Here is a 25,931-nt window from a genome sequence, read left to right as displayed (position 1 = left end):
CATTGTCATGCCTGCAATTCGACAATTGTGAGTAAATCGGGCATGGGTTACCTTACAAAAAATCAGTTCGAGAAAAATACTATAGCAGAGACCAAATAGAGCAGTTCGTAACCAATTGACTCAAGACATTTAGCCGTCCAAATTATGTGGGTGTCTAATATTAGTATTTTGTCCTGCTGAAATGACTTGTTAGGCGCTGATTGGCAACCCACTAGACCACCCGTTAGCCATACCCACAACTGCATTTTGGTAATTTGTATTTTTGCTCGTAATATTCCTTTGTTTACAAAACTCTTCATTGATATTGAAAATAGATGAGGCTAGCTGACGACCACCAAATGTTATTCCTGCTGTTTTAGATTTTCGTAGCTCAGTAAAGAGCTTAAAAGCCTTACTTAATTCATTAGGACTTTCTTTTAAGCAATTTGTTAAATGCCATGCATCCTCTAGAGCCTGGCATGCTCCTTGACCAGATGTAGGTAAAGGTGAATGGGCAGAATCCCCTAATAAAATAAGATTATTCTTATGCCATAAGTTAATTGGATCGTGGTCATGTACATAAATTTTATTAATACGGGATTGGGGAGTTCCATTTATGACTTTGGTGATAATGTCTGGCCAACCACTAAATATTGAGTTGAGTTCACTCTTGTATTTAACAGGTTCAAGTTCTGCGATATTCTTGGAAGTAGCACCACCCGCCCAGTACGCTTTTGTTTGCGATACTGGCACAATGCCAAAGCGCTCACCGACTCCCCAATAATCAGAGACTGAGAGTTCAGAGAAATTAATAGATTCATCTTCAATAACACCAACCCAATTAATAAAACCTTGATATATTGGCGAATTACTACCGTTTACGTATTTTCTAGCTAAAGATCTCATACGACCATCAGCACCAATGATAATATCAGGTTGGATTACTTTACTATTACTAAATTGAATTACAGTCTTTGTATTTTCATTTGAGATTTTAATAACCTCGTGATCGTAATGAATATTGATATTTAACTCAACGGTACGTTGAATCAAAATCTTCATTAGATCTTTACGAATAATGGAATAACTAGGGTACTTCATTAATCGATTCAACTCATTGATATCAAGTGAACCTATAGGTTCACCTGTATTTGTGAAACGATTCATATAATTTATTGACCCTGAAACGTTTGATATTTTGTCTAAAACACCAAGTTGTTCAAGTATGAAAGATGCATTAGGCCAGCATACAATGCCTGCTCCTATTTCTGAGGGGCCGCTATGACGTTCATAAATAGATACATCAAAACCTTCTTGCTTTAATGCAATAGCAGCACTTAACCCTCCAACACCACCACCTAAAATACTAATGTTCAAAATGACTCCTTGTCCTGACTAAGCGCCTAACATTTGTATATACGGCATGCTCGTTATCTAGCTTTAGAAAAGCCAGCAACCACAGTAATTAATGCAATTAAATTAATACGTTAGTAGTGAGATTACAAGTATTTTTAAAAAAGAAAGTGAGCATGCTCGTTATCTCAAAACCATTTGCACACTTTCGAAGACGTGGTAAACAGTAACTGATTAATATTAGCCGCTTGAGAATAACATTATGACAAAGTGTGCAACACGAAAAAATAAACTGTGCAATACCGTGTGTAGAGGTGAAGTTATTACGCTAATAAACGCGCGACGAAATAAATATTCAAGTCTTGGCTATAAGCACAACCAACAAAAACGACACTGAACATATTAGAAAACATCATGGTAAATTGAACATTGCGACACAATCACTCAAGCTTTATGCAAGTCGCTTCTGCGCGATAGTGAGTTAATTTTTAAATGTAACGCCAGAGCTTGGCGCTATCGGTGAGCCGCCAAGTGATAGAACCAAAGCCATTAGCTACTATGTTGACTTGTTATATATATTCATCGATAATTGATAGACATTGTATAGCATTTGACACACAAAGGAGTTGGAATGAAAACTGAAATGTTGACAGCACGAATTGATCACAATACAAAAGTAGCTTTTACTCATGTTTGTGATGAAATAGGGTTAAGCCCTTCACAAGCAATCAAGTTATTTGCAAAAGCGGTTATTAATTACGGAGGCATTCCTTTTGAGTTAAAAGGTAAACAACCAAACGCAATGACAATCGCGGCGATGCAAGAACTCGAAAGTGGCCAAGGGAATAAAGCATCTGACATTAACCAGTTATTCGGAGATCTTACTGACGGAAAGATTATTGATGTATAGCCTTGAGTATTCAACTCAGTTTAAAAAAGATTTCAAGAAAATCACAAAAATGTCTATCCCTGAAATTATTAAAGTTGGCCATGTCATTTCTACGTTACAAAAACGTGAATCGTTAGCTGAAAAATATGTTGATCACCCTCTTTCCGGAAATTGGTTAGGCTTTAGATATTGTCACGTTAAACCCGATTTAGTACTCATCTATAAGATTAAGCAATCTATCTTACAACTCGCTCGTATCGGAAGTCATAGCGACCTGTTTTAACCACGCATTATAACTGTAGGCTACATCGATTTGACAAGCTGGTATGTCTAAGAAAAGATACTGCGAACTAAATTAATAGCACTGCTCATTGAAGTTAGTCCAAAGGCGCTTTTGCGCGTTAGTGAGCTAGAAATTTAAAGCAAAGTGTCTTAAGTTGGCCGATGATTGCCTCTGAGATTACTTGAGCCGAAATACGACACCAACACCTAACTACAACATAGCCTCTTTTTATGTAAGTTTACGCGCTTAATGACAGCGAGCATTGGCTACAATGGTAATGGATCAAAGCACTGTAGCGACTGATTTACAACGCGCCGAAAAGGCCGATAAAAATTGCTCAAGCAAGTCCTAACGAACAATAACACTTTACTTTCAATGCATAGCCTATAGTGTGTTCAATATTCCCACATTCTTTAGCTTACATCTTTGCATGGAGTCGCTTATCTCTAACTTTCAATTGGTTGCAATTCAAGAAAAACACGATCAGGCTATTAGTGACGTTATCACTAAAACAGGTGCCGAGTTTGGCGCAATAGGTGAGGGGTTTGGTCCGTCTGACGAAGAGGTTCGTCAAATGAGTAAATTCTACCAAGCCAGTGCCAAAAGCTTATACCTTGTTGCCTTAATTGATGACCAAGTTGTCGGTGGTTGTGGCATTGCACCGTTTGAGACAAGCAATGAGGTTTGTGAGTTACGCAAATTATTTTTACTGCCGCAAAGCCGTGGTAACGGTATTGGCCAAGCGCTAACAGAGCAATGCTTGCACTTTGCCAAGCAGAATGATTTTACCCAATGTTATCTCGACACCTGCTCTAATATGACCACTGCGATTGCGCTATATAACAAGCTGGGTTTTAACCATCTTACTCAGCCACTCGCTGGTACTGTTCATAGTGGTTGTAATGTTTGGATGCTAAAACACTTGAGTAGCTAGACAGGTGATTACCCAGACAGCTGATAATCTTACCAAGTAATAATTTATACTCATCGCAATTATTCCCGCTTACATTGATCCTGACGTGAGCTTGATTTAGCGATTTCATTGCTCACGAAAATAAACCATCACTCTCCCAATCCTGATAACAACTGCGTTACAAAACTCAGCCTCGCCGTAAAATTGTCATCAGCTTGTTGTGTTTGAGAATCAATCGTTCAGTACAAAATTCTGTTTAAGGCTGCTTATGCCAAACATTCATCTGTTTTAATTCGTAATTAACCAGCACATTCTGAGGTAAGGTCGATAAGCTTGCTGGTGGCAAAAATGACGTGATATCCAATTAAATAAATTAACATACTGGTTACAGTTGTTATGTGAAAGCATGGATTTTACGTATCTCGTTATAAGGATTACTTTACAAATAACGATTGGAATGGCCTGCAGGAGCGGTTATGGCCTTATTATTGCGTAAGCAAAGGGAAAGACGAATTAAATGAGAATTATAATATGATAGAAAACAATCTAGCGATTACCGCTACCTTTATGGCTTACTTAGTCTTGATGATGGGGATTGGCTATTATGCCTACAAGCGCACAGTTGATTCTACTGACTATTTCCTTGGTGGTCGTACGCTAGGGCCTTGGCCTACTGCTATTTCAGCAGGTGCATCAGACATGAGTGGTTGGTTATTACTTGGTCTGCCTGGTTTTGCTTTTACATCAGGTGCTACTTCGTTGTGGCTTGCTGGTGGTTTATTAGTTGGTACTTGGGCTAACTGGATCATTTGTGCCAAACGTTTGAGAACGTTCAGCATAGAAGCGGACAACGCGCTGACTCTACCTGAGTTTTTTGCCCGTCGTTTCGATGATAAGTCTAAATTACTGCAAACAATTTCAGCATTCTTCATCTTGCTATTCTTCTTGTTTTATACCAGTTCTGGCCTAGTGGCTGGTGGTAAATTATTTGAAACTGTGTTCGGGCTAGATTATGAAATTGCGGTGATTATCGGTACTGTCTGTGTCGTATCTTACACCTTGTTCGGTGGCTTCTTAGCCGTGTCTTGGACTGACTTGGTTCAAGGTTTATTGATGGCGGCGGCGTTAGTTGCAGTGCCTTTAGTTGCGATGGACGGTACCTTTGGTGAGTTGTCTAATACCATTGCAGCGAAAAACCCAGAGCTACTTGATATGTTTACCAGCGCTTCTGGTGAGCCGATTACTGCTATTGCGACTATTTCATTGGTTGCTTGGGGACTAGGTTACTTTGGTCAGCCACACATCTTGGCTCGTTTTAACGCATCTCGTTCAAACAAAGACCTAACCACTGCTCGTCGCATTGCGGTGACTTGGACAACTATCTCAATGGCTGGTGCATTATTAGTTGGTCTAGTTGGCATTGTTTATGTTGATAACAATCTTGGCGGTCAGTTAGCTGACAGCGAAACTATTTTCATGTTATTGGTTAATGCGATGTTCCACCCAGTGGTTGCAGGTATTTTATTAGCGGCTATTTTAGCGGCAGTGATGAGTACCGCTGATTCACAGTTACTTGTGTCTTCATCTGCATTGGCAGAAGATTTCTACAAGCAACTAATCCGTCCAGACGCTAAACCGGCTGAAATTGTAATGGTTGGTCGTATTGGTGTTGTTATATTAGCAATTGTTGCGCTTATCTTAGCTTTTAACCCAGAAAGTTCGGTACTTGGTTTAGTATCTTATGCATGGGCTGGTTTTGGTGCTGCATTTGGTCCAGCATTGATCTTAGCGCTGTACTGGAAACGCATGAACCGTAACGGTGCCTTAGCAGGTATTATCGTTGGTGGCGTGACTGTTGTGGTTTGGAAACAACTTACTGGTGGCATTTTCGATATCTTTGAAATCGTACCTGGTTTCATCTTTGCGAGCATTTCGATTGTTGTGGTTAGCCTGTTAACTGAGGCACCATCAGCTAAAATTAATGATTTGTTCAAGCGTGTTGAAAAGACTCTAGCGCAAGACTAGTCCAAGTTAAGTTAAGCTACATTATGTTAGGTTAACAATCGTTAATTTAGCGCTGAAAAAAGCCAACCACGTTAATAGCGTGGTTGGCTTTTTTGTTGTTAAGCATTTAATAACGAGTCGTTATTCTGGGTTAATCACATTAATTAAACCCGGATTTTAAATTTGGCGCCTGCAAATGGCTGGCATGAAACCGCAGATGGTCTTCAATAAACGCCGCAATAAAGTAATAGCTGTGATCATAACCTTGCTGATAGCGCAGCTCTAACGGGTAACCGCTAGTTTCAGCTGCCGCTGCTAGCGAGTCTGGTGACAACTGCTCGGCTAAGAACTGATCAGACTGGCCTTGGTCAACTAAGGTTGGGATAAAATCTTTGGCCTGTTTCATTAACTCGCTGGCATCATGCTGGCGCCAATCTATTGTATCTTGGCCAAGATAAGCGCCAAATGCTTTTTTACCCCATGGCACCTTAATCGGATTGCAAATGGGACTAAAGGCAGAAATAGAACGATAACGCTGCGGATTTTTTAAACCAATAGTTAACGCGCCATGACCACCCATTGAGTGACCAGCAATTGAACATTCACTGTTAACGGGGAAGGTTTCGGCTATTAGCGCGGGCAATTCATTGACTACATAATCATACATTTGGTAATGACGGTGCCACGGGGCCTGAGTCGCGTTGATATAAAACCCTGCACCTTGGCCTAAATCATAGCTTTGATCATCGGCGACCATTTCACCTCGGGGACTGGTGTCTGGTGTGACAATAGCAATGCCTAACTCGGCTGCAATGCGGTGAGCACCAGCTTTTTGCATGAAGTTTTCATCGGTGCAAGTTAACCCTGACAACCAATACAGTACCGGGACTGTTTGCCCGCTCGATGCTTGCGGCGGCAGGTAAATAGAAAAGCGCATTAGGCAATTTAACGTCTGAGAATAATGGCTATATTGCTTGTGCCAGCCACCAAAGCTTTTATTAACGTTAAGATTTTCAAGAGACATGTTAGATACCTCAGCGGCTGCGCCTGATGCCACAGCCGATTTGGCCACTTAATTTCAACAATTGAGTGGCGGGTTAATCGACTAATTCGATTTAGTCGAATTATTTATCAAAGTGAATAACGGTGCGAATGCTTTTGCCTTGATGCAGCAAATCAAAAGCTTCATTAATATCTTCAAGTCCCATGGTGTGCGTAATAAAGTCGTCTAACTTAAATTCACCTTGCAAATATCGCTCAACATAGTCAGGTAATTCTGTGCGTCCTTTAACACCACCAAATGCACTGCCACGCCAAACACGCCCGGTGACCAACTGGAACGGACGGGTCGAAATTTCTTGACCGGCACCGGCAACACCAATCACTATCGATTCGCCCCAGCCTTTATGACAACACTCAAGGGCCGAACGCATCACATTGACATTTCCGATACACTCAAATGAATAATCAACGCCACCATCGGTTAATTCAACAATAACGTCTTGAATTGGCTTGTCGTAATCTTTTGGATTGATACACTCGGTCGCGCCTAGTTTGGTCGCTAATTCAAACTTGCTTTCATTGATGTCAATCGCAATAATACGCGACGCTTTAGCCATTGTGGCGCCAATAATTGCTGACAGACCAATGCCGCCTAAGCCAAAGATAGCAACGGTAGCGCCAGCTTCTACTTTCGCAGTGTTCCTAACCGCGCCCATACCCGTTGTGACACCACAACCGAGTAAACAAACCTCTTCAAGTGGTGCTACCGGATTTATTTTAGCTAATGAGATCTCAGGCAACACCGTATATTCAGAAAAGGTTGAACAGCCCATGTAATGGAAAATTGGCTGACCATCTTTATAAAATCGAGTCGTGCCGTCTGGCATCAGGCCTTTGCCTTGCGTTTCACGAATTTTTTGACAAAGATTGGTTTTACCCGACAAACAGAATTTACATTCGCCACATTCAGGGGTGTAAAGTGGGATCACGTGATCGCCTACTTTTACGCTGGTTACGCCTTCACCAATTTGTTCAACGATACCACCACCTTCATGGCCTAATACGCACGGAAAAATACCTTCAGGATCGTCACCTGACAACGTGAAAGCGTCGGTATGGCAGACACCAGAGGCGGTGATCTTAACCAGAACTTCGCCCTTTCTAGGTAACATAACATCGATTTCTTCAACCGACAGTGGCTGACCGGGGCCCCAAGCAATAGCGGCTTTAGATTTAATATATTTGTCGGTAGTCGGTTGTTTACTTAGCGGTTGTTCAGTCATAGATTTCTCACTTTAATACAGGTTGTGTTGATTAATTAAGCAATAGCACTTAATTTATATTAGTATTATATTTGTTTCTACAATGATGATAATCTAGCTATTACGTAATTTACTTGTACTGTGTAGTAATAATAATGAAATGGGAAGGCATTAACGAATTTGTCCATGTCGCTGAAACCGAAAGCTTCACCAAAGCGGCCAAACGACTGGAAATATCAACCGCACAAGTCAGTCGTCAAATCAGCGCACTTGAAAACCGCTTAAGTATCAAGCTGTTTTACCGGACCACCCGCAAGGTCTCAGTGACCGAAGAAGGACGAATATTCTATCAACACTGTCGCGGGGTACTCGACGGCCTCGAAGAGGCCGAACGCGCCATCACTAACCTGCAGGCTAAACCACACGGCAAAATTAAATTGTCGGCGCCTGTCACTTATGGTGAACAGCAAATTCTGCCGTTGATAAACGACTTTTTGTTGCAATATGTCGATGTTGAAATATCTGTTACTTTGAGCAATCAAAAAGTGGACTTGGTTGAAGAGGGTTTCGACTTAGCCATTCGGATTGGCAAGCTCAGTGATTCGACCTTAATGGCTAAAAACTTAAGCCACCGCACCAATTATGTCTGTGCTTCTCCTGCTTATTTAGCTAAACATGGTATTCCGCATGCACTGTCAGAGCTAAGCCAGCATAACTGTCTGTTGGGAACTCATGATTATTGGCGTTTTAAAGAGGCTGGCCGTGACAAGAACATTCGGGTCAGTGGTAATGTTCGTTACAACAGTGGGCATGGTTTAGTCGATGCGGCAATAAAAGGTATCGGCTTGGTTCAATTGCCTCACTACTATGTTGACGCGCACATCAAGCGCGGCGATCTAGTGACTGTGCTCGATAATTCCCGAGAGCCAGAAGAAGGCATTTGGGCTGTTTACCCCTACAATCGTCACCTATCTCCTAAAATACGATTGTTGGTCGACTTTTTAGCGCAACAGCTTGCGCTTGATTGAGCACTAAGCTTGGATAATAATCTAATGTAATTTATTGTTTTTGAATAACGGTTATCAAATAATTATACGCCACACATCTTGTGGTAGAGCACAGGAAGCTAAAAGTATGCATAAGTTATCAATGGTCAGTTTTGTTTGTTTGGTGTTATTGCTGACAACGCCAGTTACACAAGCAAAATCAGAAGCCTCACTAAAAGTCGCGTTTGAACAGCAACTAAGCAATGTTCAAGTTAAAGGCATTGGTCAGGTGGTCAAACTATTAAGAGATGATACTAAAGGCTCAAGGCATCAAAAATTCATTGTTAAAGTCTCTGCTAATCAAACGATATTAATCGCCCACAACATTGATTTGGCCCCGAGAATTAATTCGCTAGCCAAGGGGGATCAAGTGCAGTTTTATGGTCAGTATGAATGGAATTATAAAGGTGGGGTTGTTCACTGGACTCACAAAGATCCCAACGGTCGTCATCTGGGCGGGTGGTTAAAACATCAAGGCACTATTTACCAGTAGACAGGTTACCAATAACCGTTTATCAATCGTTCGTCGTCTAATTAGCTTGTTAAGTGCCACTTCGATTTATTAATATCTCGCTAAACACCGCAGTGGTTGACTAAGTTGTAAGTTATTTAATATCAATGAGACACTTGGTTTACAACGTTGGTAAACCAATTATTAGCAAGCGACTTGTGCTGGCATATTGGTACTAGGGGCGTTTTTATGTGGAGACTGGCCAGTAATGGGTCGTTCTACCACGATAATTTTAAGGAGAGTTTAATGATTTATTCCACTACCGAGACTATTCCTGGCAAGGAAATTACAGAGATCGTTGGCATAGTTACAGGAAATGTCGTTCAAGCTAAACATCTCGGACGAGATATTATGGCGAGTTTAAAAAGCATAGTAGGCGGTGAGATTCGAGGTTACACAGAAATGTTAACAGAGGCTAGGGATATAGCAATCGAGCGTTTAATTGCAAGCGCTAGTGAAAAGGGAGCCGATGGAATTGTCGGAATTCGTTTTACCACAAGCGCCATTATGGATGGTTCGTCTGAGGTCATGGCTTTTGGGACCGCGGTTAAGTTAAAAACTATAAAGCTATAAGCCCATACTCACAAGTTCAAGATGGCAAGTTCAAGATGGGACACGCATAAGAAACATATTGAAATTCAATGATTTTTTATGCTGCATGCATTTAGGCATAATTTAGCCATGGCAGTTTTTCGTTTATTTTGTCGCGCATCGGTCATTGTGATGAAAACCCTCTTATCTTGGCGAAATAACCGTAATTCATCCCTTAACTGGTTATTTATTAGTGTCATTTTTTATGCGTGTCCCTTTTTTCCACCTCTCTTATACTCGATTTACATTTGCTGACTTTTTCTATAGCATAAATTGCAATAATACAGTTTATTATCGGTGGTAACTTGTGGGGAAAAAGGTCTGCAGTATTAGCACTTTCAATGTTTTTTATAATTTATAAACCATGGTCAAAATCGTTTAATCTGGAGTAATAAATGACAAGCTCTACTTTGTTTTATGTGCATGATCCGATGTGCAGTTGGTGTTGGGGTCATCGTCCTCAGTGGTTAAATTTACAACAAGCTTTACCTGATTCCGTAGTGGTAAAAAATATAGTAGGGGGCTTGGCGCCAGACAGTGACCAAGTGATGCCACTATCGCAACAGCAGGCAATAGCAGGTTATTGGAAAAACATTCATGAGTTACTTGGTACTCAATTTAATGACGAATTTTGGCAGAGAAACTCGCCCCGGCGATCAACTTATCCAGCCTGTCGAGCAGTGATCGCTGCACGTTGGCAAGACAGCGAAGAGCAAATGATTTTAGCCTTGCAACAGGCTTATTATTTAAAAGCGATGAACCCTTCAGATACGCAAACGCATATTTTATTGGCAGGGGAACTCGGGCTTGATGTTGATAAATTCACTGTCGATTTGGCGAGTGAAGAACTAGAAATGGCATTTGTGCAAGAGCTCAAATTTGCTCGTAGTTTGCCAATCAACGGATTTCCGTCGATGGTGTTACAACACCGAGATGAAATGCATGTAATTGCGCTTGATTATAAAGATTGTCGTGGCGCTATTGAGCAAATAAGCGCAATTATTGCTTAACGGATTATAGGGACTTAATCATGAACGATATCATTTTTCATCACTATCCACCTTCGCCTGTCGCTGAAAAAGTGCGCGTGGCTTTTGGGATCAAGCAGCTGAACTGGCATTCTGTTACAATTCCGCGCGTACCACCCAAGCCATTATTAATGCCATTAACGGGTGGCTATAGGCGTACACCGGTCATGCAAATCGGCGCAGATGTCTATTGCGATAGTCAGTGTATTTTACGCGAATTAGAAAAACGCTATCCTGCACCTACTTTTGATCCTGCCGATTCGGGCTCTATGACCTGGGGTCTTAGCCGCTGGACCGACGGCACGCTGTTCGAATTGTGTTTTAAAATCATTCTGTCGATTGCAGAACCTGATATGCCGGAACAATTTATTCAAGATCGCGGTAGGTTATATCTTGGTCCCAATTGGGACTTTGCCAAGGTGCGTGAAGAACTACCGCACCTTATCGGCCAGTTACGCGCGCAATTGGGCTGGATTGATCAGCAACTCTCAAATGGTAATAAGTATGTCATGGGCGAGCAGGCCAGCCTGGCAGATACGCTAATCTATTACCTGATCTGGTTTTTACGCGGTCGTTGGCCACAAGGCCCTGAATTTATCAGTCAGTTCCCGGCTATTATTGCATGGGAGCAACGCGTGAAAGCGATTGGTCACGGTACGGCGACAGAGATGAGTGCACAAGACGCCCTAAACATAGCTAAGTCGGTTGAGCCAGTCACCCCTGAACGAGTTGATGCCAATGACCCGTTAAACCTTACCTTGGGGATGAAAATATCCATTGTTGCAGATGAAGATAGCGGTGAGCAGCCAATTATTGGCAAGCTCCATTTTGCTGATCGTGAAACCATCGGCCTGCTTCACAGTAATGATCAAATCGGAACGGTTTGCATTAATTTTCCACGTGTTGGCTATCGTATTAAAGTACTTTAGCAGCTATAAGCCAACCACCTTAATTTATTGAATTTATATTAAGGTGGTTAATATGTTGATAGGCATTCATCTTGCTGGGTCAAAAGCGGTCAATGGTCTATAGATAGGTTGGAGGTCCTAGTTCTATTAGTTTCAATCTTGCCTATATTCATTATCTAGTTTGCTCTGTACGACTTTAGACTAATTCAGATCGTTATTAAGTCGTATATAAAAACCGTCGAAATCGCTATATTGTGATCCACCAGAGCAGGTTAATTGAAAGCCAGGAAGGTTAGTTGATGAAAAAAATAGCTGCACTATTTATATGTTTCAACATGATTTTGTCACTCCCCTTAAGCAGCAACGAGCTTAGTTACCATTCATATATTGATTCAACAAAACGAATTAAGTGCATGTACGGTTATGCCGCTGAAAAAACGGGGGATCACCAAGCCGCAATTAAAATATTTGAAGATTGTATTTCTCGTTGGAACGATGTGTATTCAATGATTTGGCTTGCTCAAATTTATGAATTAGGCATAGGCGTAACGCAAGACGATGAGTATGCGTTAAATTTGTTGAAAAGGGGAGCTCTGCTTAATGATGAGGCGGGGTACTCTAGCTTGGCACGTTATCATTATGGGGTTGCCCTGTTTGAGGGGCGAGGTATCAAAGCCGATCCTGATGCAGCCAAAATCTGGCTTCAAAAGGCACTTAGCGAAGGAATTAAAGAAGCCAGTGAGTACCTGACACTTATTAATAGTCAGTAGCACTGTCTACTAAAGCATTCTGTTTACGAGTATTAATTTGAAATGTATTTAATGCGACTTATTGGCCAGAGTGATCGCTAATGGAGTTGGGTAGTTTAATTGAAAATTCAGTGCCCAGACCAATAGTACTGGTGCAAACAATGCTGCCTTTTAAGTGATGCGTTACTATATTGCTGACGATGAATAAACCAAGTCCTGTGCCACCATTTGAACGGTTTGTGGTAAAAAATGCTTCAAATATTTTTTGTTGAGTTTCCTTTGTCATTCCTTGACCATTATCCCTAAATGAAAAGTAATTAAAGTTATCATCATTGCAAATATCTATGGTAATTTCATTGGCTACTTCTCTGTTTTTAAAGCCATGCTTGATCGCGTTTTCGACTAAGTTGGTGGTAATTTGGGCCCATGATCCTGGGTAAGTGGTGATCATCTCAGCGTCGTTGTTAATTATCTCGAGCGCGACACCTTTTGATTTTAAGAGAGAGCTTAGTGTGAAGGTGACTTTGCCAATATAATCAGACAAGATTAAAACCTGTTTATCTTGAATAAATTGATCACTTGATACATTTTTAAAGTTTACGATTAGCTTGGCCGATCGCGCTAAATTTTGCTCAACCAAATCGATCCCTTTTTTACTGCGCTGGATAAATTGCTCGATATCTGTTTTAGACAAGCTGCCCATATTATATTTAGCGGTTAATGCTTTCAGATTATCTTTTAAGAAAGAGTTCGAGGTTATACCGATGCTTAGTGGTGTATTGACCTCATGAGCAACGCCAGTCACTAAGCGAGAAATTGACGATAGCTTTTCTGCTTCGACTAATTCATTTTGGGTGAATTTCAATTGATGCAAGTTAGTTTCTAGTAATTTATTCGCAAGGGAAAGCTCTTCTGTACGCAGCTGCACGTCTTGCTCCAGTCGTTGTTTTTCTGATTGCTCTTGTTGATATATATATTGAGCGGTCGATATTAGTCTATTTCTCCAACGTCGAATTGTCCCGGCAAGGTAAATTATCACCGCAACGGTTACAGCCAAACCCCACAGGGAAATAACATAATCGAGTTGTTTACTACGCCGTAATTCTCCGTTCAACAACCTTAATCGTTCTTCAACCTCATTGGTCATCATGGTTAATTTGAAGTCTAATTCCTGTTTGTATATTTTGTAATTAAGCGTTTCAAACATTTTCTGAGCTGGATCAAGTTGGCCAGCTAAGGCGAGTTCAAATGCCTTTTGTTCTATTGAGACTAATTTTTGATTGATGTCGGAAATTATCAGTTCATTTTTTTTTGCGTTTGTTACTGCCGCTAAATCAATTGCAGTAATAATGGCCTGATCCATTAATTGACTGTTGTGGTTATAACGTTCAAGCCAGATATTATTGCCACTAGATACAACCATCATCGCAGACATTGTAAGTACTTCATCTAAATACTTAATCTTTTCTTTGATAGATATTATTTCGCTGGTATTTTGATACTGTAACCTTGTTGCTTTTATATTTTCGTTTGAACTAATTAATAACCATGCAATAAAAATCGCCGGCACAAATACTGCTAATAACAAAGCAGTTAAGGGGAAATTTGGAATGTCTTTGTGTATATTATCAATATTGATAGAAACTCCTTTAAACACTCAATAAGCATAAATAGCAGCAAGGTAGTTATCTAAGCTACCTCAGGCTGATATTCAAACTAGAACCTTTTGTTTAAAAACAAAAGTAAATAGAATTAATATACTAGCTCTAGTTTCATAATATGGGCGATAAATAATCTTGATAGCGCAGCTAAAGCGCTTATTAGTGGGTAGCAAACAATCACAGAAGACTTGGCTGATGTCCGAGCGCTGTTTACTGGTCGATGGCGACGATAGTTTACAGGATAAATTTTGTGGTATTCGATTGCGATGCAAGCTGATTACACGGGCCTGTCACTGCATTCATAACTAGGACAGATGTTAATCATTAAGTGGCTGAATTTTATTCTAACGAACACCTCTGGTTAATTAATGAACAAAATAATATTGACTCCACAAGTTCTTGGTATATACTACACGCAGCTTTAAGGAACGACCTATATTTATGTTTATAACAACGATGTTCAACTTTGTTCTTCGTCCTGTTTTTTATAAGTAATAGCACTCTTTTTTAGCACGTCAACCTGGTTATCAGGTTATAAAAAATTACTCTTTAATTAATAGGATATATTATGTCTACTGCAACTACTGGTACTGTAAAATGGTTTAACGAAGCTAAAGGTTTCGGTTTCATCGAGCAAGCAAACGGCCCTGACGTTTTCGCTCACTTCAGCCAAATCACTGGTAACGGTTTCAAAACTCTTGCTGAAGGTCAAAAAGTTGAGTTCGTTGTAGCTCAAGGCCAGAAAGGTCCACAAGCTGAGAACATCGTTGCTCTTTAATTAGCAACTTTATTAGCTTATGCTAATGACAGTATAGCTGTCGTTATAAAGGTAAGACCTAAGGGGCTTACCTTTTTTTATGCCCTAAATTCGTTAAAAATAGTGATATCAATATTTGTTGAAAGTTGGCATTATTAGTCATTAACTTTATATAAATTAATGGGTAACGGTAGTGGATCAGCAAAAAGGTGCCTTAGCGGCATTGCGGCTTACACTTGCATCATATAGTGAGATCAGCGATCAAACGTGGCAGGCATTTAAACGCATTACTCGTTTTAAGTCATTAATTAAACATCAAATCATTTACCGTGCTGGTGAAATACCAACTTCCTATGCCTATATTTACCAAGGATTAGTTCGCGGTTTTTCAACCGATGATAACGGTAACCTCTACAATAAGAATTTTTTTGATCAAGGGGCATTTCCTGGCTCAATGACTGCTTTGTTAACAGCGACCCCTTCACTGCTAACATTTGAAACGTTGGAAGATTGCTTACTATTAGAAATTGATTTTTTGGGCTACCGTAAGTTAATGGTTGAGCGAGAAGATCTGAAGTTATTTCAAATTTACTACCTAGAAAAAAATTGGCTATTAGCCAAAGATGCACGTGAAATATCCCTGGTTCAGCAAGATGCAACCAAACGTTATCTCAACTTTATTGCCGATCACCCTAATTTAGTCAATCGACTACCGCAATATCATATCGCATCTCACCTTGGCATTACCCCCACTCAATTAAGTCGAATTAGGAAAAACTTATAATCTATCAACCTATGTTAATGCGCTAGCTCTGCCAACATTTTATTGTGTCATTGAAGCTTACATTAACTAACTAGGACAACGATTATGAATTTATTATCAGCTCTGCAATGGCGTTATGCTGTCAAACAATTTTCTGATCAAAAGCTCAGCGATAGCCAGGTTAAATTATTACTAGACGCTATTTGTTTAAGCCCCTCGGGTTATGGCTTACAACCTTATAAAATATTAGTCATTAAGTCAGACCAAGTTCGCCAGCGTTTATTGCCTTTTTCATACGGGCAGGACAAAATTGCCAATAGCTCTCACCTTATCGTTTTTGCTGCCGCCACTGTGCCAATTGATGAGATAGTAGATCGGTACATCGCCAAATTCACGCAAGTAAATACCGACACAACCCGTGATATTAATAGGATGTCCGATTATCTAAAATCATCTCTTAGTTCGTTATCTCCTGAGCAGGCTGTGTTATGGGCGAAACAACAAACTTATATTGCCTTGGGTAATTTATTAACCAGTGCCGCGGTAATGCAGATTGATAGTTGCCCGATGACTGGTTTTGACAGTCAAGGTTATGATGAGGTGCTTGGCTTAACAGCGCAGGGCTTAACCAGCACCGCAATTTGCCCAATTGGTTATCGACATCAAGATGATGTGCAGGCAGCACAGCCCAAAGTACGCTTAGACTACGAGCAACTGGTGCAGGAGATTTAACATGAATCTATTAGCTTTGTTGGCGTTTATTGCTGGTGGCGCAATTGCCGCCCAAGGAACAATGAATGCGCAACTGGGGGTGTTACTTAAAAATTCGATGCTGAGCACCAGCATCGCGTTCTTATTTAGTTGCATTTTTAGCTTGGTCGCGCTGGTGGTTTTAACCAAAGAGTATCCGGCAATGGCCCAAATTAAAGTCATTCCGTGGTACTTATGGTTTAGTGGCAGTTTGTTAAGCGCATTTGCTGTTGCGATGTTTTATTATTTAATCCCGTTAATGGGCGTAGGCACAATGATGTCTTACGCACTTAGTGGTCAAATTATCATTGCGATGATTGCCAGCCATTTTGGTTGGTTTAACCTGCCAGTTCAACCCATTAGCATGCTAAAAGTGAGCGGTATTTTTACCCTAATATTTGGGCTATTTATTATTAATTGGAATTAACACTATGGATTTTAAACAACAAAATTTAGCCAACTTGGTTGGGCTTTGGCACAAGTATGGTGCGATTAATGTTGCGGCTGGTGCGGGCACTGAAATATTTAGTAATATTAGTTGGCCACATCGGTGTTGGCTTAATTTAGCGATACCACAAGGCGAGGGTATTACGACATCTACTTTTGAGTTTAAAGCCATTACCAGCCAGAGCATTGTTCCGGTTTGGTCTGAACCAACACCAACGTTGGCAGGTGAAGCGAATATTAGCTTAGAGCAATGGCTAATTACTCATGGCTGGCACTGTCAATTTGAACAAAGCGCGATGTATTTAGACCTAAGCCAATATACCCGTGATCACAAATATGGGGTGGCCGTTAGTGGCCAAGTCAGCCGAACCGAACTTATGCTGACACCGGTTGTAACCAGCGACGATGTTAAAGATTGGGTTGCGATAGGCAGTGAAGCATTTGGTTATCAAATCGATAGGGCCGTTGTTCAACATTTAGTTGCTGACTCGACGATTGAGTTATTACTGGTTAATCTTCATGGTAAAAATATCGCCAGTGCGCTGTGTTATAAAACGGGCACTGTTGTTGGTATTCATCAAATAGGTGTCGCAACAGCGGCTCAAGGCCAAGGTATTGCTCGTTGGTTAATGCAGCAGTTAATTGAACGAGCCGGCAATAGTCAGGTAAAAACGATAGTGCTGCAAGCTTCAGTGGCCGGAAAACATTTGTATGATAGCTTAGGGTTTAAGACGCAGTTCACGATTAAAAACTATCAAAAACTCAATAATGTTATTGCCTGCGAATAAGCTTCAGTAGAATTAAAATATATCGTAATAACATTAAGTTATGCTCTAATTGGTCATATTATTAGAACATAACTAAGCGTTAATAACCTAGTCTTAATAATTAACCCTAAGTTAACTGGTGGCAGCTTTAACATCAGAAAGTTCTGCTATTTTAGTAGCAACATCTGGCACGTTGTTTGTGCGCGCGAATATGTGATTGGCATTTTAGCGAAATGATTAAACTCAATATCCGACTGCAATTAGTCCAATAATAACCAAAATTGAAGATCATAGAAGGGTAAAAACAACGCTAAATCGTTCGACAATTCAGTGACGTCGCTAGACAGAAAACGTACTCGTTTTGGGTTTAACTAACTTTGGTAAATATAGCTTCATTTCCATATAAGAATCCATCTTGAAATCTCTTGGCGGTAACGCTAACATCCGACTCACAATACTGTGAGGGAAATATTTTCCGACCGGACCGGGTAACCATTGGCCAACATCACCGCTGATGGAGGATACCAACTACCGAGCTTTTGGTTCGACTGGTATTGTGCTTGAGAACAAAACAGACTAGGTAAATCAGCCGTGTTAATTGTGGTTATAATATCAACGAAAAAGTAATTTCCCCAATGTTGATAATCAGAATTCCTATCCTGTAACGGACCGTTTTTTTATGCTGTTTTGAAAACTAAGTGCTATCGTCGCTAATCAGAAAACAGCGAATATCGTCACCATCACTTTATGCGACCTTTTACACTGAACCATTGAGTTCCCTGCAGTAGATCTATAAATGTTGCGATCTAATAAAAACAAATTTCCAAGCTAATGTTAGTGCAAAACATCAGATAACGGTCGGGAAAAACTTAAGTTAGGTGGCTTAATTTAAGCGTGCGCTCGATTCAGATCGATCATCTACAATATATTTAAATATTACAGTATGCTGTTTTGGCCTGCTCTGCTTTATTTATTAAGATAGCGCATCATCACTTATATCTGTGGGTAACTAATCTAATAATTAGAAGTTACCCACACGTGAGTGAGTTATGATAGAAAATCCTCGGGTAGGTATCAAAAACTTATCCACAAATTATTTGTTAGCTAGAGCGCCTACTGCTATTTGTAATTGTATTTACTGCAGTTGTAATACGATTGATTTACTCGTTAGCCATGATTTTCTACGTAATAACTCCATAACAATTCAATCGTTTCATTGTTCGATTGATAACCCAGCTGATTTGTTAGTGCATTGAGGTTATCAAAATTATATTTGCTAATGCTCAATAGGGTAGTGCTGGCATTACTTCGACTTTTATAGACTCGGTACAGGTTGAGAAATTTCTTGTATGAGTCTGGGTTAAGCACAGCTTTGAGATTAACTAACGTATTTTTTCGATCAGTGGCGAGAAATAGTGCTAAAAAAATATCGTCACTCATCTGCTCGCCAATTAAGTATTGTGAATTATTTAAATAGTGATGTTTAGCGTCGGCAAGAAAAGTAGACCAGGCTTGGTCATTGGTTAGGGTATTAGCTGAACTCATGTTGGCTCTGATTAAATGTTTTATATATTATATCAGGAACTAAGGTGCTTTACTTTGTTAGATTAAATTCGTTACCGTAATGTTTTGTCTTAAGTGGACTTGTCTGGTGTTTATTTTGTACCACGGCTCGATCGGGTTGATCGAGCCGTGCAACAGGTTATAGTTTGAAATGGCTAACGCTTTCACTCAAGGAGTTAGCAAATTGTTTCGTTTGCATCGCCAATTCGCCATTATGATCCGAAGTCGAAACATTGGCACGGCTGCTTTGGGTTAAGGAGTCCAAGCCATCTCTTAGCTCATTGGCAACAGACGATTGCTGCTCGCTGGCGGTAGCAGTTTTAGTGGCTATTTCTAACACTCGAATTGTGGCAAGGCTAATCTCATCAAGTCCTGTTAACGTTTGTTTGGCTAAAGCAACTCCCTCATGGGTCGCTTTATGACCTTGTTCAATCGAAATCACGGCTTGCGTCACACCCTGTTGAATATTCTCGATCATTTTTTGAATATCTTGAGTCGATTGTTGGGTCCGACTGGCTAGGGTTCTAACTTCATCGGCTACAACCGCAAAACCACGCCCTTGCTCGCCGGCACGCGCTGCTTCAATAGCAGCATTGAGAGCCAGTAAATTAGTTTGTTCTGCAATGCCTCGTATTACATCTATTACGCTGGCAATGTCTTTTGAGTTTTCAGATAATTGACTAATTACTTGCGATGCATCACCAACAGCTTTCGATACCCCTTCAATCGTTTTAACGGTAGCCTGAGTTATTTCGCTACCTTTAACCGTTAACTCATTTACCTGCTTAATTTCGTTGCTGGTGAGTTGGGCATTGGTTGCTACTTCATTAATTGCGTCGCTCATTTGCAATACAGCATTAGCGATTCGCTCCATTTCATCCAGTTGTTGTGCACTTACATTATTAACTTGCTGCGTACCGTCACTAATTTTATCGACACTATTAACTAACTGCGATGATTCATTGGCGATATTTCCGATAAGAATACCTAAATCGTTGACGAATTGATCGAGACTGTTGGCAATGTCACCAATTTCATCTGGTCGGTTTGAGTTAATTCGCTTGGTTAAATCGCCGTCACCCTGGCTGATATCCTGGAGTTTTTCGGTTAAATCAATTAAGGCATCAGACATGGTTTTAGGGGCGATAAAGCCAATGGCTAACGTGCCAATAACGACAAAAAAACTAATAAGCAGCAACACATTCTCTTGGGTTGTCACACTGGCTAATATTTCCGAGCTCAGCGCCAAGCTTTGCTCGTCGGTTGCTTCGGATGCTGCATCATAATATTTACGCAATTTGTTAAACTCATTAAGAGATTCGCCATTTAAAACTTGTCTTGCTTGGCTAAAGTTTTTCGCTTTAACCAATGAAAATACTCTTGAAGAAGCTTCTTTCCATCTTAAATACTGTACTTCGACCCCTTGGGTGTTTTGAACGATTGACGGGTGTTGTGACATTAATCGCTGGAATTTTCGCATCCGGTCGATAGCTTGTTGAGCATTTTCGCTATAATTTTCGTGAAGGGCTTCGAACTGAGCTGGATCTTCTCCATGCGAAATCACTTCTAATTCTGCAGCCCGCGCTTGATATAAATCGCGATCGGCATTAATGACTGCCGATATAGCCGGATTAAATTTTTCACCTAAACTGACCAACCCTCCTTCCATGGTACTAATTAATGAAACGTACATTAATATTAATGCTGTTATAAAAACTGCAGCACTTAAAAACATGGTCGTGTATTTGACGCGTAGACTTTGAAAGTTCATAAATTTTCCTATAATATTTAAACAGGATTGTTCAATTTGGCAGCTTAGGTGCCCAGGGCTTTAAAAAGGGTAGGGTTATAACAGCACTAGAAATAGTATCTTTATTTAACATCTACAACTTGATATTACTTTAAGGTCATGATGTTAATCGTTATTTATTACGTGGTCAAGGTAAACACCATTAACATCACTATAAATATTATTTATAGTGATGTTAATTAAATTATCGACTTGAAATTAAGACTCTGTAGCTTTAGACGTATTATTTAGTTAATCAATGATAAAACCGCAATACTTGTTTACTTATCTAATCAGCTAACTTAGACTCCATTTTTAATTGTTATTGATAGTCCCATTGTGATGCCATTTTCTGAGTTAAACTTATCCACCACTATAATTTCAGCGTTGCCAAGTAACATAAAGCAACCGACCCAAATCCAGCGTTTAGCTATTCCTATCGCATTTTCAAACCAAGATATATTAGCGCTAGCACAGACGGGCAGTGGTAAAACTTATGCCTTTGGTTTACCAATTTTACAAAGGCTCAGCGCCAATAACAAAAAAATTCAAGCTTTGATTATCGTGCCAACGAGAGAGTTGGCATCACAGGTTAGCGAGTCGCTATTGCCGATTGCTTTGTCACTGGATCTTGATGTCGTGACTTTATGTGGCGGTGTCGCTCAAAATACACAACTCAATAAGATCGCCAATGGTACTCAGCTAGTTGTTGCAACTCCCGGACGCTTGCTCGATTTACTAAATCAAAAATTGATAGATCCCAGTTTTATTAAACATCTTGTCTTAGATGAAGTCGATCGATTGCTTGATATGGGATTCTGGTCAGACATTGAAAAAATAATGACGGTTTTACCGAGTAATCGTCAAAGCTTATTTTTCTCTGCCACGCTAAGCAATACCTTAGAGCAACTCGCCTTAGCCCAACTCAATAATCCACAACGGGTTCAAGCGCATAGCCTAAATACTGTTGTTGATACCATTGAAGAAAAATTGTATTTGCTCAATAAAGGCAGTAAAGCAAAAGCATTACTATGGTTGCTCGCTCAAAACGACTGGCCGCAAGTGCTTGTATTTATTAGCTCACGCGATAGTGTCGATTCTTTTGCAAAAAAACTTGCTAAGGCGGGGGTTAATGTTGCTGCGTTACATGGTGACAAAGATCATGTTGAACGCGGAAAAACCTTGGCTGCTTTCCACGCTAAAAAAATAAAAGTATTAATTGCGACCGACGTACTTGCCCGCGGCATTGATATTTCAAATCTGCCTGTAGTTATTAATTTAGATTTACCGGCTAGCGCACCAGTCTATATTCATCGAATTGGTCGCACGGCACGCGCAGGTAAAAACGGTTTAGCAATATCTTTGGTTTGTCACGGTGAAATGGTGGCATTAGATGCTATTCGAAAGCTTACCTCAAAAGAATTGCCACTAACTACACTCGAACAATTTCCAGTAACAGATCAACAGGTCAACAGTGAAAGTAAACGAGCGCCGCGCGATAAAAAGGCCAATCGTCGTACCGCTCAAAAACGTCGCAACAAAACTATTTAATTTAATTATTAGGAGATATTATTTTAAATATCTCCTGATATCATCAACGTTGTCAAAACAAACTCAGCTGTAAATTATACGGCCTCCAGTTACCAATAAATCCCCAATAGAATAATTCATTACTGTAATGAATTATTCGTAGGCTCTCTTGTTGTAAGTTTCGCTAGTCTATTTAACATAATAATAAGGTTCCTAAATATACATTTAGAATACTTATTGTTGACCTAAAAAGGGTATAATAAGCCTAAATCATTAGAGAGTAGTAAGTAGTGACAGTGCCACATCGGCTTAGCCGGATATTAAACCACCAGACAGTCGTTCCCTACAGTACATCAATCACCAGTAGCCTAATAAAAGTCGATCTAAACTGTCCGGTTTATACGTATATTAACGGTTTGCGTAAGCAGTCATCACAAGATACCGCACGTTCTGTTTTACAATCAATTGCCCGGCATTTAAATCAACAATCGCTTTACGATATTAATTGGGCCAATTTTGATTTACATACCATGAATCAATTAGTGTTAGTTTTGGAATCGGCAGGTTTAGCGCCAGACACTATTGTCTTGTATGGCGCAATAGTTAAAGGTGTGTTGAAAAAGGCATACCTGTTAGAACAAATAAGTCAGCTGCAATACGATCGAATATGTTCGGTCAATTTACCGTTAGCCGGTGGCAAGCGTAACCATGAAATTATAAGCTTCGATGACTTTGAAATTTTCCTCCAACAATTTAGCGGCCACTTTAATGCGCAGCGTCGTAACATGGCAATTTTTTCTTTATTGATTGGCTGTGGTTTACGACGATTTGAAGTGACTCGATTATTGATGACTAATTTAGATCTGATCAATAGTCGTTTACAATTTTCAGGTAAGGGCGGTAAGGTAAGACAAGTGGCGATGCACCCTAAAACATTGGCGCGTTTAAAAAATTGGTTGGCGGTACGTGGTAATAGCCCCGGTCCAGTGTTTATGCGAATTTATAAAAATGATGCAATTGACCGTTCGTTTGAACTAAGCCGTACTGAGAAAAAAAACGCTGACAAAAAGATCAATGACTCTTATTCACCAAAAGATGACTTATCAAAGTATTGCTTGTCCAATCACAGCATTTATAAATTATGTCAAAAGTTTGGTCTAATGGATCAATCTCGACACATTCCACCCCATTCAATTCGGAGAAGTTACGCCACCAGACTTTACAATAATCAGGTTGATTTAAAAATTATTGCGGGTCTGATGGGGCACTCTTCAATTAAAACTACCGAGCTTTATGTGCATGTTGCGCAAGATCAAATGGATGAGGCTATTACTAATCACTTATTTTAAAAGTGATTAGTATTTTGAAATGAATATAATTAACAATTAGTTGCAATGTCATCCAGGTAATTCATCACCAAATTACTGGCGTCTTCCATCAGGGTAATGTGTTTTAATGCCTGATGTTTATCGCCAGTTTTTAGTAACACTAATGCTTCAACACCATTGCGATGCACCTCTCTATGAGGCTGTTCTAGTTGGCGAAATGCAGCAAGACTATTGTAAGCCGCAGCCCCTTCATCTTGGTACCATTGTCCCAATCGACACATAGTATGATCGGCGAAATCGTCTACCGATTTATTACTAGCGCCAATGGCTACTGCGTAAATTTCGCCTTTCCAGACAACGTGATCTAACTTTACCGTTTGAATAAAAGTTCGTAATGACGCCTGATTAATCGAGGTTTTCATTGAAGTACAGCAGTTTATAATCGATGTGTAATCGTTATTGAGCGTCGTAACTCCCGTTGATAAATCTTGATTACTGTGTTGAATATCGCTAACAGAATCAACCGTTTCATCGGTTGATTTTATTATTTGTGTCACTAACTCGGCCACTTCACTTGCCGATTTATTGGTATTATTAGCGAGCGATCTCACTTCATCGGCAACCACGCTAAACCCTCTGCCAGCTTCACCGGCACGCGCTGCTTCAATGGCGGCATTTAATGCCAGCAAATTGGTTTGGTCAGAAATTCTTGATATGGTTGCTACAAAGGTATTAATGCTGTCAGCCATTTGTGACAAGCCAGAAATATTTGTTGTTAAAGCGCCCATTTTGAACGTTAGGCCTTCCATCTCACCAATAATGTGACTAAGTGAATTGCTTGAAACTTCAAGTAAACCATTAATCCTATCGCTTGATTTGCTTTCTAAATCAATAGCTTGATATGAAGAAAGGACAGTACTACGAACACCTTCAACTTGATTAATACATGTTATCGCTTGTTGCAGTAATTTTTTTTCAAACTCAACATCTAAGCTATCAACTGCCTGTTCAAGTTGCTGAGCAAGCGACTTGTTTTGTTGATCCAGTTCGTTGTTTTGTGATTTTAACTGTTCAATTTCTTGTTGTAACTTGTCATGTTCTAGCGCTAACTTTGTATACTTTGACTGCATAATGAACATTTTTTACTCTCTTTCTTTAATGAGATCGAATTCATCGGCATTTGCATTGCTGATGCGCTCTAATCTTTCTTGCTCTTGCTCAAACGCCGCTTTTATTTCTTCAAGTATCGTGTCTACGTTTACCACGCTGGTGTCTTCATCAAAATGGCCCGTTAACTTAGTATCAGGGGATAATTTGCCTTTTTGATACAGAAACCACATCTCCTGTGCGTATTTTGTCTGTTGTAGTTGTGGTGAAAATTGTGCGTAATAGGTGGTGATATTGTCGACATCACGGGTCAACATCGCCTTGGCGTTATTATTAGCAGAAGCGTCAACCGCTTGTGGCATGTCGATAATTACTGGGCCATAAGGGTCAAGTAAGACGTTAAATTCTGATAAATCACCGTGAATAATGCCTGCACATAACATGCGTGCAATATAGACCATCATGACTTCATGATCTTCAATCGCTTGTTCAGCAGACATCATCACGTCATTAAGTCGTGGGGCAACATCGCCGTTATCATCGGTAATAAGCTCCATTAACAATACGCCATCAAAACAGCCATAAGGTATCGGCACTCTAACGTCTGCATCTGCACATTTGTATAAGGCATCAACTTCGGCATTTTGCCAAGCTTGCTCTTGTTGGGCGCGGCCGTACTTTGAGCCTTTTTCCATAGCGCGACCGCGGCGGCTATTTCGGCTTTTACGGCCTTCTTGATATTGGGCAGCTTTTTTAAAGCTGCGTTGCATTGCTTCTTTGTAAACTTTGGCGCAGCGAATGGCTTCGCCACAGCGCACCATGTAAACAGTCGCTTCTTTACCACTCATTAATTGGCTAATCACTTCATCAACGAGGCCATCGTTAACCAGTGGTTGTATACGTTTTGGAATTTTCATAGCGCGTTTATACCTTAGTTATACGCAGGATGAT

Annotated in this window: 25 protein-coding genes; 17 read left to right on the top strand and 8 right to left on the bottom strand. The window is 40.2% G+C overall.

The window, feature by feature from the left end; all coding sequences use genetic code 11:
- Positions 1–189: 189 nt before the first annotated feature.
- Complete coding sequence (locus HRU23_18610; protein ID NRA56157.1) at positions 190–1,356, bottom strand: FAD-dependent monooxygenase; 1,167 nt, start codon at positions 1,354–1,356, stop codon at positions 190–192.
- A 607-nt stretch (positions 1,357–1,963) separates the two neighbouring features.
- Between HRU23_18610 and HRU23_18605 the strand changes: the two genes are divergently transcribed.
- The 4 genes from HRU23_18605 to putP all read left to right on the top strand — a co-directional run bounded on the left by HRU23_18605 (position 1,964) and on the right by putP (position 5,442).
- Positions 1,964–2,242, top strand: coding sequence for a type II toxin-antitoxin system RelB/DinJ family antitoxin (locus HRU23_18605; GenBank protein NRA56156.1), 279 nt, complete (start codon positions 1,964–1,966; stop codon positions 2,240–2,242).
- Complete coding sequence (locus HRU23_18600; GenBank protein ID NRA56155.1) at positions 2,235–2,504, top strand: type II toxin-antitoxin system YafQ family toxin; 270 nt, start codon at positions 2,235–2,237, stop codon at positions 2,502–2,504. Before HRU23_18605 ends, HRU23_18600 begins: the two co-directional genes overlap by 8 nt.
- A gap of 430 nt (positions 2,505–2,934) precedes the next feature.
- Positions 2,935–3,438 (top strand): GNAT family N-acetyltransferase, encoded by a 504-nt coding sequence (locus HRU23_18595; GenBank protein ID NRA56154.1) that lies wholly within the window; start codon positions 2,935–2,937, stop codon positions 3,436–3,438.
- A 510-nt stretch (positions 3,439–3,948) separates the two neighbouring features.
- Positions 3,949–5,442 carry a sodium/proline symporter PutP gene (gene putP, locus HRU23_18590; protein ID NRA56153.1) on the top strand — a complete coding sequence of 498 codons (1,494 nt, stop codon included), beginning with the start codon at positions 3,949–3,951 and terminating at the stop codon, positions 5,440–5,442.
- A 139-nt stretch (positions 5,443–5,581) separates the two neighbouring features.
- Here the strand turns inward: putP and fghA are convergent, their stop codons facing one another.
- The gene (fghA, locus tag HRU23_18585) at positions 5,582–6,445 is read right to left on the bottom strand and encodes an S-formylglutathione hydrolase (protein NRA56152.1); all 864 of its coding nucleotides are present in this window, start codon (positions 6,443–6,445) and stop codon (positions 5,582–5,584) included.
- 100 nt (positions 6,446–6,545) lie between these two features.
- On the bottom strand, positions 6,546–7,661 hold the full coding sequence (locus HRU23_18580) for an S-(hydroxymethyl)glutathione dehydrogenase/class III alcohol dehydrogenase (protein ID NRA56151.1): 1,116 nt from the start codon (positions 7,659–7,661) through the stop codon (positions 6,546–6,548).
- Positions 7,662–7,840: 179 nt separating this feature from the next.
- Between HRU23_18580 and HRU23_18575 the strand changes: the two genes are divergently transcribed.
- The 6 genes from HRU23_18575 (at position 7,841) to HRU23_18550 (ending at position 12,539) form a co-directional block, all read left to right on the top strand.
- Positions 7,841–8,713, top strand: coding sequence for a LysR family transcriptional regulator (locus tag HRU23_18575; protein ID NRA56150.1), 873 nt, complete (start codon positions 7,841–7,843; stop codon positions 8,711–8,713).
- 121 nt (positions 8,714–8,834) lie between these two features.
- Positions 8,835–9,224: a DUF3465 domain-containing protein gene (locus HRU23_18570; GenBank protein ID NRA56149.1), complete on the top strand. Its 390-nt coding sequence runs from the start codon at positions 8,835–8,837 to the stop codon at positions 9,222–9,224.
- A gap of 264 nt (positions 9,225–9,488) precedes the next feature.
- The gene (locus tag HRU23_18565) at positions 9,489–9,815 is read left to right on the top strand and encodes a heavy metal-binding domain-containing protein (GenBank protein ID NRA56148.1); all 327 of its coding nucleotides are present in this window, start codon (positions 9,489–9,491) and stop codon (positions 9,813–9,815) included.
- Between the two features lie 413 nt (positions 9,816–10,228).
- A complete protein-coding gene (locus tag HRU23_18560; protein NRA56147.1) occupies positions 10,229–10,843 on the top strand; it encodes a DsbA family protein in 615 nt (204 codons plus the stop codon).
- A 20-nt stretch (positions 10,844–10,863) separates the two neighbouring features.
- Entirely contained in the window at positions 10,864–11,790 is a 927-nt protein-coding gene (locus HRU23_18555) for a glutathione S-transferase family protein (protein ID NRA56146.1), read from the top strand.
- 278 nt (positions 11,791–12,068) lie between these two features.
- Complete coding sequence (locus tag HRU23_18550) at positions 12,069–12,539, top strand: sel1 repeat family protein (protein ID NRA56145.1); 471 nt, start codon at positions 12,069–12,071, stop codon at positions 12,537–12,539.
- 58 nt (positions 12,540–12,597) lie between these two features.
- Here the strand turns inward: HRU23_18550 and HRU23_18545 are convergent, their stop codons facing one another.
- Positions 12,598–14,175 carry a HAMP domain-containing histidine kinase gene (locus tag HRU23_18545; GenBank protein NRA56144.1) on the bottom strand — a complete coding sequence of 526 codons (1,578 nt, stop codon included), beginning with the start codon at positions 14,173–14,175 and terminating at the stop codon, positions 12,598–12,600.
- A 572-nt stretch (positions 14,176–14,747) separates the two neighbouring features.
- Here HRU23_18545 and HRU23_18540 point away from each other — a divergent pair.
- The 5 genes from HRU23_18540 to HRU23_18520 all read left to right on the top strand — a co-directional run bounded on the left by HRU23_18540 (position 14,748) and on the right by HRU23_18520 (position 17,684).
- The gene (locus HRU23_18540) at positions 14,748–14,957 is read left to right on the top strand and encodes a cold-shock protein (GenBank protein NRA56143.1); all 210 of its coding nucleotides are present in this window, start codon (positions 14,748–14,750) and stop codon (positions 14,955–14,957) included.
- 172 nt (positions 14,958–15,129) lie between these two features.
- On the top strand, positions 15,130–15,720 hold the full coding sequence (locus tag HRU23_18535) for a Crp/Fnr family transcriptional regulator (protein NRA56142.1): 591 nt from the start codon (positions 15,130–15,132) through the stop codon (positions 15,718–15,720).
- Between the two features lie 84 nt (positions 15,721–15,804).
- Positions 15,805–16,431 carry an NAD(P)H-dependent oxidoreductase gene (locus HRU23_18530; protein NRA56141.1) on the top strand — a complete coding sequence of 209 codons (627 nt, stop codon included), beginning with the start codon at positions 15,805–15,807 and terminating at the stop codon, positions 16,429–16,431.
- Between the two features lies 1 nt (position 16,432).
- Positions 16,433–16,876, top strand: a complete 444-nt coding sequence (locus HRU23_18525; GenBank protein NRA56140.1) for a DMT family transporter — start codon at positions 16,433–16,435, stop codon at positions 16,874–16,876.
- A 4-nt stretch (positions 16,877–16,880) separates the two neighbouring features.
- Positions 16,881–17,684 (top strand): GNAT family N-acetyltransferase, encoded by an 804-nt coding sequence (locus HRU23_18520; protein ID NRA56139.1) that lies wholly within the window; start codon positions 16,881–16,883, stop codon positions 17,682–17,684.
- A 1,146-nt stretch (positions 17,685–18,830) separates the two neighbouring features.
- Here the strand turns inward: HRU23_18520 and HRU23_18515 are convergent.
- Positions 18,831–19,208: a hypothetical protein gene (locus HRU23_18515; GenBank protein ID NRA56138.1), complete on the bottom strand. Its 378-nt coding sequence runs from the start codon at positions 19,206–19,208 to the stop codon at positions 18,831–18,833.
- A 157-nt stretch (positions 19,209–19,365) separates the two neighbouring features.
- Positions 19,366–20,997, bottom strand: coding sequence for a methyl-accepting chemotaxis protein (locus tag HRU23_18510; protein NRA56137.1), 1,632 nt, complete (start codon positions 20,995–20,997; stop codon positions 19,366–19,368).
- Between the two features lie 360 nt (positions 20,998–21,357).
- Between HRU23_18510 and HRU23_18505 the strand changes: the two genes are divergently transcribed.
- Together HRU23_18505 and HRU23_18500 are read left to right on the top strand one after the other, a co-directional pair.
- A complete protein-coding gene (locus HRU23_18505) occupies positions 21,358–22,566 on the top strand; it encodes a DEAD/DEAH box helicase (protein ID NRA56136.1) in 1,209 nt (402 codons plus the stop codon).
- Positions 22,567–22,835: 269 nt separating this feature from the next.
- On the top strand, positions 22,836–23,894 hold the full coding sequence (locus HRU23_18500; GenBank protein NRA56135.1) for a site-specific integrase: 1,059 nt from the start codon (positions 22,836–22,838) through the stop codon (positions 23,892–23,894).
- Positions 23,895–23,923: 29 nt separating this feature from the next.
- On the opposite strand, the gene HRU23_18495 is transcribed toward HRU23_18500, so the two are convergent.
- Complete coding sequence (locus tag HRU23_18495; GenBank protein ID NRA56134.1) at positions 23,924–25,012, bottom strand: CZB domain-containing protein; 1,089 nt, start codon at positions 25,010–25,012, stop codon at positions 23,924–23,926.
- Between the two features lie 3 nt (positions 25,013–25,015).
- Complete coding sequence (locus HRU23_18490) at positions 25,016–25,897, bottom strand: serine protein kinase RIO (protein ID NRA56133.1); 882 nt, start codon at positions 25,895–25,897, stop codon at positions 25,016–25,018.
- Positions 25,898–25,931: the final 34 nt, after the last annotated feature.

The organism is Gammaproteobacteria bacterium (genome assembly GCA_013214945.1).
Lineage (GTDB): Bacteria > Pseudomonadota > Gammaproteobacteria > Enterobacterales > Psychrobiaceae > Psychrobium.
Note: the sequence above shows the minus strand (reverse complement) of the source record. Positions and strands in the feature narration are given on the sequence as shown.